Origin of the sequence: Flavobacterium sp. EDS, assembly GCF_020991525.1 — a bacterium.
Taxonomy (GTDB): domain Bacteria; phylum Bacteroidota; class Bacteroidia; order Flavobacteriales; family Flavobacteriaceae; genus Flavobacterium.
Genome location: NZ_JAJMOZ010000003.1, coordinates 389,322 through 406,347, shown reverse-complemented (window position 1 = coordinate 406,347; position 17,026 = coordinate 389,322). Strand labels below are relative to the sequence as shown.

The 17,026-nt window shown below is 29.5% G+C and carries 16 protein-coding genes; 1 reads left to right on the top strand and 15 read right to left on the bottom strand.

Annotation, left to right across the window (positions count from 1 at the left end):
* Nucleotides 1–271 precede the first annotated feature (271 nt).
* The 10 genes from LPB87_RS07190 to LPB87_RS07145 form a co-directional block, all read right to left on the bottom strand.
* On the bottom strand, nt 272–994 hold the full coding sequence (locus LPB87_RS07190; RefSeq protein WP_230605461.1) for a hypothetical protein: 723 nt from the start codon (nt 992–994) through the stop codon (nt 272–274).
* A gap of 135 nt (nt 995–1,129) precedes the next feature.
* Nucleotides 1,130–1,411 (bottom strand): hypothetical protein, encoded by a 282-nt coding sequence (locus tag LPB87_RS07185; protein ID WP_230605460.1) that lies wholly within the window; start codon nt 1,409–1,411, stop codon nt 1,130–1,132.
* Between the two features lie 106 nt (nt 1,412–1,517).
* Nucleotides 1,518–2,498 carry a hypothetical protein gene (locus LPB87_RS07180; RefSeq protein ID WP_129538281.1) on the bottom strand — a complete coding sequence of 327 codons (981 nt, stop codon included), beginning with the start codon at nt 2,496–2,498 and terminating at the stop codon, nt 1,518–1,520.
* A gap of 218 nt (nt 2,499–2,716) precedes the next feature.
* Nucleotides 2,717–3,283: a hypothetical protein gene (locus LPB87_RS07175; RefSeq protein ID WP_129538280.1), complete on the bottom strand. Its 567-nt coding sequence runs from the start codon at nt 3,281–3,283 to the stop codon at nt 2,717–2,719.
* Between the two features lie 111 nt (nt 3,284–3,394).
* Nucleotides 3,395–3,586 (bottom strand): hypothetical protein, encoded by a 192-nt coding sequence (locus LPB87_RS07170; RefSeq protein ID WP_129538279.1) that lies wholly within the window; start codon nt 3,584–3,586, stop codon nt 3,395–3,397.
* Between the two features lie 141 nt (nt 3,587–3,727).
* Nucleotides 3,728–4,054, bottom strand: a complete 327-nt coding sequence (locus LPB87_RS07165; protein WP_230605459.1) for a hypothetical protein — start codon at nt 4,052–4,054, stop codon at nt 3,728–3,730.
* Nucleotides 4,055–4,383: 329 nt separating this feature from the next.
* On the bottom strand, nt 4,384–4,962 hold the full coding sequence (locus tag LPB87_RS07160) for a hypothetical protein (protein ID WP_230605458.1): 579 nt from the start codon (nt 4,960–4,962) through the stop codon (nt 4,384–4,386).
* A gap of 56 nt (nt 4,963–5,018) precedes the next feature.
* Entirely contained in the window at nt 5,019–5,939 is a 921-nt protein-coding gene (locus tag LPB87_RS07155) for a hypothetical protein (RefSeq protein WP_230605457.1), read from the bottom strand.
* A 188-nt stretch (nt 5,940–6,127) separates the two neighbouring features.
* Nucleotides 6,128–6,466 carry a hypothetical protein gene (locus LPB87_RS07150; protein ID WP_129538275.1) on the bottom strand — a complete coding sequence of 113 codons (339 nt, stop codon included), beginning with the start codon at nt 6,464–6,466 and terminating at the stop codon, nt 6,128–6,130.
* Between the two features lie 115 nt (nt 6,467–6,581).
* Nucleotides 6,582–7,670, bottom strand: coding sequence for a hypothetical protein (locus LPB87_RS07145; protein WP_230605456.1), 1,089 nt, complete (start codon nt 7,668–7,670; stop codon nt 6,582–6,584).
* Nucleotides 7,671–8,077: 407 nt separating this feature from the next.
* On the opposite strand from LPB87_RS07145, the gene LPB87_RS07140 reads away from it, so the two are divergent.
* Nucleotides 8,078–9,523 carry an NAD(P)/FAD-dependent oxidoreductase gene (locus tag LPB87_RS07140; protein WP_230605455.1) on the top strand — a complete coding sequence of 482 codons (1,446 nt, stop codon included), beginning with the start codon at nt 8,078–8,080 and terminating at the stop codon, nt 9,521–9,523.
* 18 nt (nt 9,524–9,541) lie between these two features.
* On the opposite strand, the gene LPB87_RS07135 is transcribed toward LPB87_RS07140, so the two are convergent.
* The 5 genes from LPB87_RS07135 to LPB87_RS07115 form a co-directional block, all read right to left on the bottom strand.
* Complete coding sequence (locus LPB87_RS07135) at nt 9,542–10,627, bottom strand: alpha/beta fold hydrolase (RefSeq protein WP_230605454.1); 1,086 nt, start codon at nt 10,625–10,627, stop codon at nt 9,542–9,544.
* Between the two features lie 192 nt (nt 10,628–10,819).
* Nucleotides 10,820–14,782, bottom strand: a complete 3,963-nt coding sequence (locus LPB87_RS07130; protein WP_230605453.1) for a Dyp-type peroxidase — start codon at nt 14,780–14,782, stop codon at nt 10,820–10,822.
* A gap of 533 nt (nt 14,783–15,315) precedes the next feature.
* On the bottom strand, nt 15,316–16,194 hold the full coding sequence (locus tag LPB87_RS07125; protein ID WP_230605452.1) for a hypothetical protein: 879 nt from the start codon (nt 16,192–16,194) through the stop codon (nt 15,316–15,318).
* Nucleotides 16,195–16,210: 16 nt separating this feature from the next.
* Nucleotides 16,211–16,405, bottom strand: a complete 195-nt coding sequence (locus LPB87_RS07120; protein WP_129538270.1) for a hypothetical protein — start codon at nt 16,403–16,405, stop codon at nt 16,211–16,213.
* A 24-nt stretch (nt 16,406–16,429) separates the two neighbouring features.
* Nucleotides 16,430–17,026, bottom strand: coding sequence for a hypothetical protein (locus LPB87_RS07115; RefSeq protein ID WP_129538269.1), 597 nt, complete (start codon nt 17,024–17,026; stop codon nt 16,430–16,432).

Genomic DNA, 17,026 nt, shown 5'->3' with positions numbered 1-17,026 from the left:
GTAATGACAGAAAATAAAATAGGAACTAACCATATACCCAACTTAATATGTGCTTTAAAATAGAAAAAGTAAGCTAAAATTAATACTCCTATATTACAAATAGCCAAAATATTCAATTCAATAAAATCAGCAGGAAATTGTCCACTCTCATGTTTATGGACATAATATAAATGTCCAAAACTTCCTAATTGAACTACGGCTATTATTATTGGAAAAATCATTAATTTATTCATTCATTCTGTGTACTCAATATTTTTTTTAAAAGTAGGACTTATTTCTTTTCAGAATAACAAGGTTCCTTTTTATTAAAAATGCAATGTGGAAAACGAACATCTACCGAATCTTTTAGAGTATATGTTTTCGTACTGTCTATTGATCCATCTTTATTATAATACTTCCATTCTCCAATCTTAAAATTATTTCTAACCTCACCTTCTTCTTTTAAAACTTCTAGTGAATAATCCTGAGTCTTCCCATTCCATTGACTATAATAATAGTTTTTCAAAATACCATTTCCTTTTAAAAGTAAAACGTTTTCTTTAATAAAATCATATTGTATGTCACCTTCATCATTATAAGAAACAGAATACATATTGGGACGAGGATTGTTATTTACATTTATTGTATAACCCATTGGTTTTCCGTCAATAACATAAACGATATAATCAATATCTTCATTTTGGCGATAAAAAATTTGAAGGCTATCAATTTCTTTGTTTTCATAATATAGTACTCCATTCTTCATACTATATTGTTTCTTAACAACTTCAATACTTTTGGAATGTTTAGAATCATAGTTTCTTATTGTCGTCATGTTTTTATCATTATACCAACTATCTGTTTTCTTAAATTTGATTCCTGAATTTCCGCAAGCTGTTTTATAGTCTGGTTTTAGAATAGATATCGAAACTGTTTTTTGAGGTATCTGTTTTTTTTGCGCAATACAAGTTGCAAACAATAAATTGGTTATAATTATTGAAAATAGTTTTTTCATTTTAATGATATATGTTTTTAGCTTATTTCTCCATAATTTCTCATTGATATCTATTAAAAGTTAAAGCTTTATTTTCAGCCTTCGATCTGATTTATCTACCTCAAAACCTCATAGTCTCTTCAGATTATTTCTTTTTTAGTTTAATCTTTTCATGAATATTGAGTCTTTTTTATATAAATCATTTGAATTACCGTATACTTCAATAGTATCTGTCAGATAATTTTTCTTTTTTAAAAGAATTAAATTTGCCAGATTATGAGATGCCATTCCTAAACTTACTTTGGTTTGTTTACATACCTCAAAGTAACCCTTTATAGAAGATATAGCAACAACTACATGCTCTCCATCTAATAACTGTATCACTTCTACATTTTCAATTGGAGTTTTGGAAATGGAGTCATATACATAACATTTCATCTCTACTCTTTGAGTATCCCTGGCACATGACACAAATAATAATAGTAATAATAATAGATTATTTTTTTTCATTTTATTTTGGTCTAGCATAACAATCTAAGAATATTTATCCCTTTTCGGAATAACAAGGTTCTTTTTTATTAAAAATGCAATACGGAAAGCGAACGTCAACTGAATCTTTTAGAGTATATGTTTTCGTACTCTCTATTGATCCACTTTTATTATAATACTTCCATTTTCCAATCTTAAAATTATTTTCAACCTCGCCTTCGGATTTCAAAATAGGCGTTGTTATAACTCCACTACTCTTTTCATTTTTGGGATAATAGTAATCTATATAATAGCCATTCCCTTTTGAAAACTCATTTTCTAGTTCAGAGATCCTCTTTATATTACCCTCTTTATCATAATAATAACTTTTTCCTGAGGGGATAAGATCATTAATGATTTGAATTTCATGACTTTCCACAAGTCCGTTATTAATATGTATAAATTGAATAGTTGTTTCATCGTGAAATACTAATCTCATACTTTTAATAACTCCATTTCTACAAGTTAATTTTCCTGATTTCAATAAAAAATCTTTTTTAAACTGCTTTACCGAATTATATCCTGAGAGGTTTATATTAGAAAATTTATATTCTTCAAAATTATCACAAGTATCAAGTTTATATTCCTTTCTATAAATAAGTTTACCATTATTCCATTTTTCTTTTTTTATTATCTTTCCATTCTTGTGATAATACTTCCAAATTCCTTGATATTTCCCTTCCAAAAACTCACCTTCTGCAAAATTATATTGAATAGATGTTGGAGTGTCATTTCCTGAAGTTAAGTAGTATGAGTAAAGAGTTGTTTTTCCATCAATTATATCACACTCACTATCAAATAGATAACAATACAAATTATCTTCATTTTGTTGTAACTCTTCAAAATTTAATATTAGATGTCCTTTTTTATTAGGTAAAATATTTTTAATTATAGCTGTTTTCTCTTTGCCTGCTTTTGGAGGTCTTTCAAATTTTTGCTGTGCAAAAGAATTAAGAAAGAACAAAAAATTAAAAATTAAAATAATTGATATTTTCATACTACTATTTATTTTCGATTATAAAACCATAATATAATTTCACATCATTTTGCATAATCTTCCATTGCCATTTAGTATAGATATTTCTTTTGGATGAATACCCCATAAAATTTAATGTAGATTTTTATTAAATATCTTTATATACATTTTGAGCTTTTCTCGTACTTTTTTATATCCTAATTTGATTTAGTATTTATTCTTGTAATCACATAAAGAGCTTAATTCTCTATAAAACTAACTATTGAATCATTTTTATAAATAACATTTTTTTTGTCTTCATAAGTCCCTGCGTCATTAAAGCAATCTTCTTTCCACAAGCCATTTCTCAAACCATTGGCATAATTTCCATCTTTAAAACAAATTCCATTATATTCTTTCCAATAACCTTCTTTGTTATGATTAGTGTTAAATACTCCTTCTCCATCAATAATAATCGCAGGATTCATAGTCATTATAAGACGATAAGTGCTATTTTTTTCTAAATATAATTTATTAATATACTTGCCAACAGGTTTATTTTTATCATAATGGCAGAAATACAACGTATCTTTTTGTTTAATAAAACTCATCTCCCCATCTAACTTTCCTTTTTTTAAAGTATACATGAAATTTAATTTAGGATATATATACATCCCAGATTTTTTACCGATTTTTAAATACTGAAAGTCCTTTGTTATGTAGTTAATGCCATCATGATTATCTTCATATCTATTTTCAACATGATAACTTTTACAGGAAACAAAAAGATATAGTATTATAATCTTGAATATGTTTAAATTCATCATTTAATTTTTTTCACAATGTATTGTTCTTATTGTTTAATACATTCTTTATAAAAACGCCAAATTCCATAATGTTTTATGCCCATTCCAATCATTAACATCTAATCAATGATCTTATCCTTTTGCCTTCAAAATAAGTCTGACGATTATAAAAGACAAGATAAAGAATACAAAAAAAAGAACTAAAGCTACAACTGCTGCTCCAAAACTTATAAAGCCTTTTGAAAAAATACAGCTTGTAATAATCAATGAAATAATTGCCCCAATTATTATTGATTTTATATTTATAATATCATTTTTATTCATTAGGCTACTGTTTTGTTTTAACAAATATTAGATTGACTTTTAGTTGTACTTTCTTTATACACAAATGATTTTCTAATATCACTCTTTTTCAATCTTTAATTTTACTTATTTAATTAACTTCTATTTTTGTTTATCTTATTTTTATAAAGAATTTTTTATTACATACAATTTAAAGGGTTCATCTGTAAACAATTGATATTTATTATTTGGGTTACTATAATAGTAATAAGGTACATTCTTTAAGACTTTAAATAATGAATCTCTAACAGCTTTCCCATTAATTTTTATATTCTTTTTACTTCCATCACTATCTATAAAAAAAAATTTCTTAATTTTTAAGGTGTCATTGCCAATAACAATATTAATATATAAAAAACCTTCCCAAAATTCCCCTCCAGAATTATAGCGCCCCAACTTTAACTTTTGAAAATACTTGTACTGAATATCTTCAATATAATGTGTCCCCAATACATTCTTAACTGTTGAATCACTTATTACCAAACGATTAGCTACTACACCTTTACTTTTAAAAACTTGATGAGTTTTTCTATCATCATAAAATGCATTCCATTTATTATTATCCCAAAATATTACTTTTTGGAATTTTTTAAGGGATGTATTCGTACTTATATAACAATCAGTTGAAAATATAAAATCTGCTTTTTCATAAATTTTTCTAACGAAGTCGCTTTGTTTTATTGTATCTAAATTAAAATTCTCGTTGTATGTTTTAATTTTGCGTTTTAAGGTATCCCCATCTAAAGCCCAGGTTCTATAATAATTTTCATCAACATTAATCAGATATCCTTCAAAAAAATCTCATCACTTTCAGATGGTTTATATTTTGCTGTAATATTACCGAGACTATCAAATTTATAATATATTTTACCACTTATTCGTCCTTCATTAAGTAATTTGCAATCGGAGGCTCCTACTATTAAATTATTTTGAATAGTCATATACTGTTCCAAATCCTTATCACAATCAAGTAAAAGTCTCATTTTTTTGTTCTTAAACTGTAAAACAGCTTTACTTTCTAAATCTTGATATTCATTATATTCGGGAGGTAATGATGTATTATTAAATAAATTTTTAAAATAAATATCAAGGTTGCAAGTCGCTATAATAATTATAGATCCTAAAACAGTAATACTACCAAAAAACCATTTTAGTTTCTGTATAGATCTAAAGAATATATAAATAAAATAAAAAAATATTGTTCCAAAAAATAGGCTCCCAAAAACGAATAAAGCGACATACCCGGCATATAAATCCTTGAATGCAGCAACTACAAATACAGCACCAAACAAAGCAACACCTATTGCAACTACAATTGCTTTTAATAAATGTTCTGAAAAAGTTTTTTCTTTTTTCATTTCGTTATTTATTCGTTATCCAATTGTACTCCTTTTTGTAATGCTTATAATAACTTTTATTCAAAATCTTCTTTTTTTAGATTTAATAATTGAATTATTTCTTCTAGCTGATTAGGTCTCTTAGTAACATCTACATGTTTCAGTTCAGATTGATACTTTAAAAAATAGGATGTTCTTCCTGTAGAATTTTGAGTCCAACTTCCCGATATAGAATCAAATAATGTTTTTTTATTAATAAACAATATACTTTCTGAATTACTTCGTTCATTTACAACATTTTCTATAGCCCATTTTGTAAAATGCTTATTCTCTAATAGAAACTTTTTATTATATCTATTTCCACCTAAAATACTTAATAATTTCCCCTTGTTATCATACATATAATGGATAGAGTAATTGAAAAATTGATTATCAGTTTGAAAATTTTTATTTTTAATTTTTGCACTAATTATTCTATGTGTATTATTTTCTTTCTGATTTCTCCAATTTTTATTTAATGGCTCAAGTGATTGTGAATAATCTCCATATCCATCTTTTAAAAAATAAGCTAAATCTAAAACTGAATTTTCTAGCAGTATTTTTTGTTTTAAAAATTTATGATATTCATTATTGAGAGTATATACATCATTTTCAACTATAACTGTATTATTTTTATCGAAAACGACTGTTATACTTTCTTCAGATTCGGTACATTTAAATACAATTGAATTATTGTTTTTATTTTTAACCCAATAAGAAATTTTTTGTGCTTTTTCGGTCAAGTCAGGATTCAATTGATAAACAGTTATAGTATCATTATTTTTAGGAAAAATACCTATCGAATTTCTAATATCCTTTTCTTCTTCATTGTTACCCCTATCGATATAAATCTCCTTTACAAATACCAATGAATAATCTGATCTATTATTTGCAGGCTTAAGAATACAAAAAGATAAAATAAGGCCGCTTAGAATTATCAAAACAAGTGTTTTTTTCATAATTATTTATTTCTTTTTATGTCCCCGTATTCATACCAGAACTAAAAACTCCTCATAATACCTTTTCAGCCTCTTGTCACAATTAAGCATACCTCAAATTATGAGAGTTTAAGCAATGACTTTACAAGCTTATCTATCTTAATTCTATTTCATTTTCGCTAAAATTTTGAAACGAGTGAAAACCAAACTTATATCCAATTTAGTCCGAATTCTAAAATATAATGAATTAATGTAACTATTGCGCTTAAAACAAGAATAGTAAAAATTCTCATAATATTTTGATTTAGTTTAGTTTGTATTTTTATTTTAATGTAACATATGTCTATTAATACAAACGGAATAAAAGAAATCACTCCAATAAATCCACCTATCCAAACTATTATAAATTCATCTAATCCATTAAGTATGGAAAAAAAACCTGTTGCTATAATCGGTTTTCCAAGTTCTATTCTCATCCATCCCATTCCTGAAAATATACTTAAAAGAAGCCATATTAGGTATTTAATAATTGTTGTTATAACTTTCATTTAAAATAATTAAAAGTTTTAACACAACGAATCTTTACTTTTCTTAAAAGTCTATTTAGCTCTATATCAAGTGTTTTTACTCGAACAATACTATTACTAAAATTCATTATTTATTTTATCTATTTAATTGTTTAAGTTCACTAAGTGCATTAATGGCTTCAAAAACCTCATCTTGATTTTGTCTGACAGTCCATCCTTTTTGAGATAATTCTTTTCTAACTTCTCCTTCTGTTTTATTTTTCACAAAATGATAAAAAGCGAAATCAATAACATCTACAGGAACTCTTCTCAATTGATATGATGCAACATTAGAAATCAACCTTAATAAGGCAATATAATAAGTAATCACAAATTGTAAAATCCAACTAATTACTAATCCAATCCAACCTGTATTCGTTTTTTTAATAATTAACCCTTCCTCTAAACGAAGTTTAATGAACTCTAAAAAACCTATTCTGTCATAATTATTTTCTCTTATAATTATTTCATATTGAAAATATTGATTCAATAAATATGTTAAAATAATTATTCCAATAAGTAAATATCTAAGTTTATTCAATTCCGTAAAATTAGAAATTTCTATTAACCATTTTAATGAAAAAGCAATTGCTAAGGCAACTCCATATTCAACTAAAACAATAACATACATTCCGATTACAGATATTTGAGCCAGAATAAAAGCTAATACGACAGAAATCAAAAAACCACCGATTAATAGAATTGTAAAATTTGCTTTTTTTATTTCATTGGGTCTAGAAAGATTTTCAGGGATTAAATAATCATCCCAATTATTTTTTCTATCAATTTCAACTTCTAGCCTTTCAAGTGATTCTCTGTCAAAACTTTTTTCAATCTCTTTAAAAGCATGAATAAATAGTTTAACTCTTTTTGAGTTTTTACCGTTATCCCAAATTTCATTTCCTAAAGATTCACTTTTTACAATAATTTTTCCATGACTAAAATTAATTGAAATAGCTTCAGTCCATTTTTCAACTCCAAAATTGCTTTCTTTTCTTTTAGCTTCAATGACTTTGTCTTCTTTATAAACTAAATCCCAATTTAGCTTCTCAAATGTTTTTTCAGCAATTGATATAAATACTTTCTCATTTAAGTTAGTTCTAAATTCTTCTTCATATTTTGGTGTCCAACCAAAACCATGTTTTTTATCTATACTTTTCTCATAATTTTTTAAACTTTCTTCCATCAATTATTATCGTATTATTATTTAAATATTATTTTGCTAAAGGCTTTTACATTTTCAAAGATGCGAATTTTATCTAAGTATTTTCTGCTTAATAATAGTAATATGTTTTTTATATCAGTATGCCCCTTTCAATGAATTTTAAAAACAGTTTTTTTTTAAATCTTGACCTAGAAAACTACTAATGAAAATCAATTCAAAAAAACTTTTTTTTTGCACTAGTAATCTTTTATCATAAATTTGCACTTTGCCACAATCGGCAAATAATTTAAGTTATAAATTTCTCAGATTAAATTACATCTGAAGTAGTAAAGATAAAACACTACTTTATCAGTAGACTCAGCATCAATTGTATCGACTAATTTTTTTCTTACAAAGGGGATTTAAGATCAAGTGAAATAAAGAAAAAAGTGAAAAAAGAAGAAACTAGCTGGACTATTTGTCAAGAATGCCAAGGACGAGGTAAAAAAAACCGAGGAATTAGCAAGAAAGCACGAATAAACTACCAAAAAGCATTAGATCAATTTGAAAAAACAAAAGAAGGAATAGCTCCTATACCTCCTAAAGGACACCTCTACTCTTGTCTAAACTGTTCCGGATCAGGGTTAATTCCTTCTACTGCCCATCCTTTAGCTGATACAGAAAACTACCCTCACATTGCTATTATTGGTGGCGGTATTGGTGGTGTAGCACTAGCTACAGCATGTTTGCACCGCAGCATCCCGTTTACCCTTTATGAACGTGATAACAACTTCGAGGCGCGTTCTCAAGGCTACGGACTAACTTTACAACAAGCTAGTAAAGCCATTCGAGGATTGGGGATTCAATCTTTAAATGAAGGTGTAACCTCAACAAAACATGTGGTTCATACTACTGAAGGAAAAGTTATAGGAGAATGGGGACTACGAAAATGGATGGAACCTGAAGCAACAACATCTTCGAAACGTTCAAACATACATATCGCAAGACAAGCTTTACGCTTAGCATTACTCAAACAACTTGGCGGACACGATACTGTACAATGGGGACATCAATTAATAGATTTTAAAGAAACACAAAACGAAGGTATTAATCTAAGATTTCAAGTAAATGGAGAAATAAAGAACTCAAAGGCTGATCTTGTAGTTGGAGCCGATGGTATTCGTAGTTCTGTGAGAAAATTGCTCATTGGTGAAGATCCTACTCCATTACGGTATCTAGAATGTATTGTCATATTAGGTATCTGTCCTTTAAAAGCTCTTGAAGGTCTTACAAGTACTTTATTAGATTCAGCTACTGTGTTTCAAACTGCCAATGGTAATGAACGAATCTACATAATGCCTTATACAGCAGACTCGGTGATGTGGCAACTTAGCTTTCCGATGTCTGAAGATGAAGCTAAAGCATTAAGTGCTCAAGGACCTCAAGCACTCAAAAAAGAAGCTTGTCGCAGAACTCAGTGGCATAATCCCATTCCGCAGATAGTTGCCGCAACACTAGAAGCTCAAATTTCAGGTTATCCCGTGTATGACCGAGAATTACTTAAACCTGAGTTATTTAACAAAGCAGGGCAAGTTACTCTAATTGGAGATGCTGCCCATCCGATGAGTCCGTTTAAAGGACAGGGAGCAAATCAGGCATTATTAGATGCACTGATGTTAGCAAGAATAATTTCAAAAAAATGTGGCCCATTATCAGAATGGAGAAAAACAGGATTAAGAGCAACTGTATTAACTGAATTTGAATCAGAAATGTTAGAACGTAGTGCCACCAAAGTAAAAGATTCTGCTGAGGCAGCACAGTTTCTACATTCTGAAATTGTACTTCATGAAGGTAATTCACCTAGAGGAAGTTGTGCAAAGAAAAAAAACATCTAATATGTTTGATTATTTTTTTTAGTTGTGTTTTTTGAAAAAAGCTTTCATTGCACCATAATATTCTTCTGGTGCTTCAAATGGCGTATTATGAGAAGCATTTTTTAGGTATACTAATTCTTTGTCTTTTTTAGGAATATTTTTGAGCGCATTATAGATTGTTCTTCCCTGCTCTACTCCAATTGCATAATCATATTCTCCTTGAATAACTAATACAGGTTTTTTGATTACTGTAAGTTCATTAAGTATATTCAAATTATTATACGATTCCGTATTCATAAAAACTTCGTTTATGTATTCTAGCTTTTCAATTGCCTTTTCAAGAAGTTCAGGAGTGTATTTTACTCTAGCATAAAAAGCTGTATCTTTAAGTAACTCATCCTTCTTTTCTTTTAATTCTGGTCTAGCCCAATAAACATCAAACCCTAAATCTTTTGGAAATTCATATCTTATAAGATTCATGTCGCTAAAGAAATTTTTGAATCCACTTTTTTCAATTTCGTCTAATTTTATTAGAATTGCTGCAAATCTTTTTTTCTTAACAGAATCTGTAGTGCTTTTTAAAAGTTCATTAGCCAATTTACGCTCGTGTGATATCAACGCGGAGTTTCTTTGTGGACTATCCGCAAATCCAGAACTACTAATAAATGAATTAATTTTATCCTGATGTTTTATCAAATACAAAAATCCGTATGTTCCACCCCAAGAAGTGCCTAAAAGATTGATCTTTTTGTTTGGATATTTCTCTTTTATATAATCTACAACCTGATCTAAATCTTTAACAAACTGATCTGTTGTAAGCATCGATTTGTCTTTACATTCATCAGATTTTCCTCCTCCTCTTTGATCAAAATAAACTACTAAATAATCCTTTTCAAATATATTTCTGAAAAATTCATGATCTACAGAAAAAGCTCCTGGTCCGCCATGTAATGTTATAATTATAGGCTTTTCTGGATTACCAACAACACGAGTATAAAGATTTGATTTTTCAATTGGAATAAAAAACTCAGTATCTATCTGGTTTTCTTTTGTTTTTTTTTGAGCTTCACATGAGTTAATGCTTATAAAATAAATTGTAATGAGACTTAATAGTACTCTTTTCATTGATGTGGGTTTATGGTTAGTTAAATAAAAAATTAGTATTCAGGTAGCCAAAATAGTACTTTTAAACTAAATTTAATTACATAAAATTAAAAAACCATCTCAAAATGTATTGAGATGGTTTCCTTTTAGAAATTAACATGAAGTTTGAATCAAACTTTATCTATAAAGCAATTCGCTATTGTATGGCTAAAGTTATTCTTCTTCTTCCTCAACAACTTCAGCTTGTTCCTTTTTATGATGGAAAGGACATCCTGACATAGCCTTCTTTTCCTTATGAATATTCACTGGAGTAGATACAGGTCTTCTTTGATGTTGTTCTTGTACAACTGGAAAAACCGAAGTGAAGAAGTTTGTCCAACCACCAGTACGTACACGCAATAAATCAAACTGTTCTGGCGAATTTACCGCCTCACTAAAAGTTGTTGGATTGGCGACAGTAACAGTCAGTATATTAGAAGACTGTCCTTGGCTGAATTGTTTCATTACCTTAATGAGTTTTTCTACAGGGAAATTTTCATCAATATTAAAATCTGTAGGTGCCCCATCAGTCATCATTTCACTTCCTACGCCTTCAAAACCTGCAAGTGATTCCTCAAAACCAGCATATTGATGTTCAATGGGTAAATCTGAAGGACTAGGCATCGCACTCAAATCAGAAGCTACAGTTGTACCTAATCGTCTTCCATCAGCACTGGCCCCATTCCAAGCTCCCATTTCAACATGGTTTTCAAATGTTCCTACACCAGGTTGAATTTGAATTCCAAAAGGGAACTCTTCTGAACCAAAGCGAGAAGTCATATCTTTTAAGGTTGCATATAATTGTGACCATGGTTCTGTAAAAGTTTGCATCGAAATTTTGGCAACATTCTCAACAATAGTATCTCCTAAAGCGTCAATCTCCTTATGACCTCTACCATAACGAGGTAATGCTAAAGCAAAGTCTCTAAGCTGTTTGAAGCGCTCAGAACGAGATGCAATTCTAGATTCGCCTGCCAAGTTACTAATAAATGGTTCAGTCATTTTATGTCCCCAATCGCAACACAAACATTCCAATAATTCTGTTAATGTTGTTACGGCATTTTTATCATCAAACACCATTTTTTTTATGGCATATAGCGAATTGATTGTAGAGCTCAATGAAATGTAACAAGGCCCATAAATGTTATATTTTGCCCCGCCACTATAAAAATCCTGCCCTTTGGCTAAGCAATCATCCATAAGAACATTTAAGATTGGAGACGGACAAAATTTAGTGTTGTTACCATAACCTCTCAATTGCCCATCGAATGCTTTTCGGTTCAATAATTCGAAGTGTTGAAAATATATCCTTACAAGCTCATCAAAACTTTTAATCTGATCGGCTGGCTTCGAATTAAGAGAAACAGTTTGCCCAAAAAGATAAGTCTCTCCTGCCGAAGAATAAGTTCTTCCTTGATTTAAAGCGCATTCTAAGGGTTGCAAGGTCGAAAAACCACCTAATGAAAACCAATTTTCACCTGGAAATTGAGGCTCGTAACAACCATCACAAGCATAATTTTGTGCAGATTTCATACTAACAGACGGATTCCAACTCTTAGTTTCCTGACTCAATGACCCACCAATATTGTCACCACTGTGATACAATCCCTTTATAATCTTTTCATCGTTTAACAAAATAGGATGTGCACCTCCAGAAAGTACAGCATGCGCGGCTTCAACCAGAAGTTCTTCAGGTATATCTTTTCGGGTTCTAAGAGACAAACAGGGTGCGTTTAGTGGCAAACGACCTGAGGAACGAATAAATAATTTAGTCATAAAGTTGTAGGCAGGTCTTGTAGACTCAAAATCAGTTTCACCATCTGCAATTGTTCCTCCTACTGTAATTTGTTGAATCCATTGTCCCAAAGAAGCTCCTTGAGGATAAGGCCCTGAACTTCCTCCCATGGCGAGATTACCAAAAGGTTGATGATCTTCCATAAAGATTCGGTTCTGCTGTACTTTTTCATCTAGCTTGATATAAAAAGCATCTATGATTTCCTGCGCTTCATCCTCAGAGATAGCGTCAGAGATAATATCACTATCGTAAAAAGGTTGCAGCAATTGATCCATTCTACCTATTGCAGTTGGCTCTCCATTTAAATGAAGACAACTGTGAAGTGTAAAAATTAACTGAGTAGCTTCAATTAAACTATCTGGCTTTTCTGTAGCTAATTTTGTCATTCGATATGCAATAGAATCCAGATTTTCTTTTTCCCATTGTTGTCCTATACTCATTTTAGCAGCTGTATCTCGAGCTAATTTGGCATAGTTGAGGAAATATTCAGAAATCCCTTCCAAAGACAAATAAGCAGATCGATACAAATCTTTTTTCTCCTGCGTTACTGCTTTAGATTCATAATCAAGGATTTCTTCCTTTAAACCCTTTAAACCTTTTGTTAAGGCTTTTTCAAAATTAGGAATTACGTGCCCTACTCCCGAAGCTTCACTGAGATTACCTAAAAACCCTTCAAGACGCTCCGCTTCTGATAAGTATTTCATCACATAGCGCCCTTCACCCAATGTTAGATTGGGCATTGCACCCACGATAATCTCTTCTGGAGAAATTCTAAAAGTATCAGAACCATAAATAATTTCTCCTTTATTTTCTAAATAAGAAGAATAAGGAACCAACGAACCGTTTTTCAATCTTATTCTTCTACCTCTAAAACCATAATCCGCAGAACTAAAAAGTTGCAGACTCAAACGAATCGCCCAACCTTTTCTAACCATGATAGATTCCTTCATAATTTCAGAAGGTTTGTCTTGCCCTTTATATTGGTCGATATAATATTGAATATCTTCCTTGATTTCTTCCTGTTTTCTATTAAAGTACCAATTGTCCTGCCATAAAGAAAATATGTTTTCTAGTAAACTTAAAATCCTTTTAGATGGTTTGGTAAAAAAATCATTGTCTTTATGAATGCCTGTTGCCATTGTAAAAAGATAATTCTGATGACTGTAATACATCAAACCGTTTTCAGAAGCATTTTTATAATGTCTATCCAATCGAGTCCAATCTACACCAGGAAATCGTGACCAATCACCATCTTCCATAAAAGAGAAATCATTTGAATAATTCTTCAAAGTATCCAACTCCAAATCATCTACACTTGGTATATAAAAAAAACCTCCCAAATCAGATTTTAAATTATTAAACAACCGATCATTCATAAAACCTTTATCAGAACCAATCTGATTTCTCATAATGTTTTCGAGGATACCAATCTCTTTACAAAAACCAGCAAAATAAATTCCTTCTTCATCAGAAACTGTTACAGATTTTGGTGCTCTAAAACCTGTATTCGATTGTTTAGCTCTCCCAAAAGGCAGTCCTAAACGAAGTATTGGTGTTGTATTTCCGTTTTCATCCTGTATTCTAGCCGATTTAATATGCGAACGAGAATCGCGATCAGGAATAATAGTATCATCTGTTTTTCTTCCAATCAAATCTTCAATTTGATCTTCAGTCATAGCATTAATTTGATTCCAATTGATTAAAAAACGTTGAGCCAATACAAATGATCCACCAAGATGCTCAATATCTTCACAACCAATTATAGTATGTTTGGCAATGGTTACTGGATCAGAAGGATTATTTAAGTTTTCGGAGAAACGACATCCTAACACTTTTCCAGCATGTCCGTCTTCGTTACTTGATTTTGAAGCTGCTGGCTGTGCATAATATCTTTCCGTATTCGATTTTAAATAAGTCAAAATAAGGTTTAACACTATTTTACAAGCATCCTCATTATCACTTTTAATATGAAACCAAATATCTGCTTCTGAATCATTAAAAACACCATTAGATTCCTTAAAAGCCCTAGATTGGTTGGGATTGGATTTCTTAGGATAATTTAATTTCATCCCTTTAGGAATAGTTTTTCCTTCCTCTTTGCAAATCCTTTCCCAGTTTTCAAAAGACACTCCCAAAATAACCGATGTGTTTTTATTACTAAGCGCTTTATCTGTGTTAATCTTTAAACGCAAAGATGCCATCAAAAGGGCTAATTCTGAACTAGTAAAAGGTTCTTTCATCCAGAAAGTAGAAAAAATAGCAAAAGGAGACGGATAAACCAATCCTCTCTGACAGTGTTTCCACACTTCTTTAAAACGATCTTCAAAATTTAATGCTTCCATAATCAATAATAGGTTAGTAGGTTAAGACATCAAATATAAAAGTATCTAAAGATTCTAAAACAAGTACAAATACTTGTTTTACAAATCATTAAATTAAAAATATTAGTCTTTTATTCAAAAACAATTAAAAACTATTGGCATTGAAATTATCAAAACAAAAAAAAGAGATCTTAAAAAAGTCTCTCTTAAAAAAATAATTGATTGTCCGTAATGGAGCTTCAGAAAAATAAATACAGTAATTAGTGTAGTTAACACTGCTTGAATATATTAAACCCAAAAAACATCTCTTCTTCTGTAATTTTCCTTTTTTTTTATCTTAAAAAAATTCCTAGTTTAGTTTTCCCCTTTAGTAAATAGAATAAATAATTTAAAGCACTTTCTCCGTCGTTTCCTTCTGGCATTACTGGTTGCACAGCAAATAAAACAAATTAAAACAGCTAAAGTTTCTACGATTATGGGGTCTGGGTTTATACTAAACCATTAAATAAAGTAGATACAAAATTATCATATAAGCACCTTAATATCATCACTTTTTATCTAATAACTTCTAATGATGATCCTGATTTTGGACGATGGAGAAGTATATTATAAACTTCTTCCTTATCGTCAATGTTTGCAATTAAAGGAGATTCATGATTCAAGTTTTCTAATGAAACAATTTTTCCTTTAGCATAGAAAACAACTTTTAAGTTTTCAAACGGAATCATCTTTCCTTTACTTTTTAGGATCCTTTCATGCATCCACTTTTTGTCCTCTGTAATAGATGTAATATCATTATATAAAGAGGTATAAATTTCTTCATTTCTTTTCTGATATTTTTTTGACAAACCTAGGGTATCTCCTTCATTCAATGTTTGTTTAATTTCTGAATACTTATCTAATACTTCGTCTTTTAAAACATTCAAATTCTCTTTAGATAAATCAGCAGATTCAGACCATCCCTTTACTTCATAATGAACTCGAGCTTCAAATTGTATTTCTTTGGAAATAACAGGAGATTCTCTAAACTCACTTAAATTAAATTCTTTTATTAATACCTTATCTTCAGAAGACATATTTGACAAACCATGAGGATATTGATAAATTTTAACATTTACATAATCTATTCCTGATTTGTCTACTTCTGATTTTCCTTTTTCTGGTAGCAGAACTATTTTTACAAATTGTACACCACTCTTCAAAATAAAATCATTTACTGGAATCTCCGTATTAGTACTTCCTTTTTCATAATCTTTTTCAACAGGCATGTCATTTACATACGTTTCATAAGGATTTGCTACAGATATTTTAAGAGTATATATGGGTTGATCATTCATTATATTGCTTTTTTTAATTATAGTATTAGTATTTTCTTTATTCTGACAACTTGCTATATTAAATACAAGCAAGCCAATTAAAATCAATTTATTCATATTCTTTTTAATTATATCAATATTTATGTTCTTGTCCTTCTCCAAATTTCATACTAATTGGTGTACCTGTATAACTTGGAATTAGTGTAAGAGGATCCATTCTTTTTTCTTCATTATCACTTTTTGATCTTTTTGAAGTAATTACAGAGAGTTTATAACAGTTAAAAAAGGGTGAAAACATTATATTTTGCTCTTTTTTTATTTTACTCATTTGAAGGACTTTTCAGTGCCCTAATTAATTACCATGATATTTTTCCAAATATGCATTATACAAAATAGAAAAAATTAATAACGAATAATAAATACTACCTGTTGCTATAAGAGTAGAATCTTTTGAAAGATCAAAACCATTGTGATGAAAATTATTTTCATTCAAAAATGCATTTGTGTAAATTAATTTCGGTAGATAATTTGAAAATACAATGCAAAAACCAATCGATAATATATATATTATAGCTGCCAATCCCGAAAATCCTAATAATTTATCTTGCTGTTTTTTGCTTATATTATAAAATGCAAAACGCATTCTATGAAGAACAACAGTAAAATAAGCAATCATTATCTTGTTATCTTGCAAGGGAAGCATTTTATTAAACTCATAGGTGAAAAGTGCATATGCTATTACAAAAAACAATATTGAAAGCTTTTTCTGAAAAACAGCCATAAAAACTGCTGAATGAACCATGATAAATTCAAAACAAATTAAAACAGCTAAAGTTTCTACGATTATGGGGTCTGGGTTTATACTAAACCATAAATGTAAATACTGATATAATAAATAACCATTAAATAAAGTAGATACAAAATTATCATATAAGCACCTTAATATCAT

What these genes read in the sequence shown, in the direction of transcription:
- LPB87_RS07130 (WP_230605453.1), bottom strand. Translation starts at nt 14,782, where the DNA reads ATGGAAGCATTAAATTTTGAAGATCGTTTTAAAGAAGTGTGGAAACAC.
- LPB87_RS07120 (WP_129538270.1), bottom strand. Translation starts at nt 16,405, where the DNA reads ATGAGTAAAATAAAAAAAGAGCAAAATATAATGTTTTCACCCTTTTTT.
- LPB87_RS07170 (WP_129538279.1), bottom strand. Translation starts at nt 3,586, where the DNA reads ATGAATAAAAATGATATTATAAATATAAAATCAATAATAATTGGGGCA.
- LPB87_RS07125 (WP_230605452.1), bottom strand. Translation starts at nt 16,194, where the DNA reads ATGAATAAATTGATTTTAATTGGCTTGCTTGTATTTAATATAGCAAGT.
- LPB87_RS07175 (WP_129538280.1), bottom strand. Translation starts at nt 3,283, where the DNA reads ATGATGAATTTAAACATATTCAAGATTATAATACTATATCTTTTTGTT.
- LPB87_RS07185 (WP_230605460.1), bottom strand. Translation starts at nt 1,411, where the DNA reads ATGAAATGTTATGTATATGACTCCATTTCCAAAACTCCAATTGAAAAT.
- LPB87_RS07180 (WP_129538281.1), bottom strand. Translation starts at nt 2,498, where the DNA reads ATGAAAATATCAATTATTTTAATTTTTAATTTTTTGTTCTTTCTTAAT.
- LPB87_RS07155 (WP_230605457.1), bottom strand. Translation starts at nt 5,939, where the DNA reads ATGAAAAAAACACTTGTTTTGATAATTCTAAGCGGCCTTATTTTATCT.
- LPB87_RS07160 (WP_230605458.1), bottom strand. Translation starts at nt 4,962, where the DNA reads ATGAAAAAAGAAAAAACTTTTTCAGAACATTTATTAAAAGCAATTGTA.
- LPB87_RS07115 (WP_129538269.1), bottom strand. Translation starts at nt 17,026, where the DNA reads ATGATATTAAGGTGCTTATATGATAATTTTGTATCTACTTTATTTAAT.
- LPB87_RS07150 (WP_129538275.1), bottom strand. Translation starts at nt 6,466, where the DNA reads ATGAAAGTTATAACAACAATTATTAAATACCTAATATGGCTTCTTTTA.
- LPB87_RS07190 (WP_230605461.1), bottom strand. Translation starts at nt 994, where the DNA reads ATGAAAAAACTATTTTCAATAATTATAACCAATTTATTGTTTGCAACT.
- LPB87_RS07135 (WP_230605454.1), bottom strand. Translation starts at nt 10,627, where the DNA reads ATGAAAAGAGTACTATTAAGTCTCATTACAATTTATTTTATAAGCATT.
- LPB87_RS07145 (WP_230605456.1), bottom strand. Translation starts at nt 7,670, where the DNA reads ATGGAAGAAAGTTTAAAAAATTATGAGAAAAGTATAGATAAAAAACAT.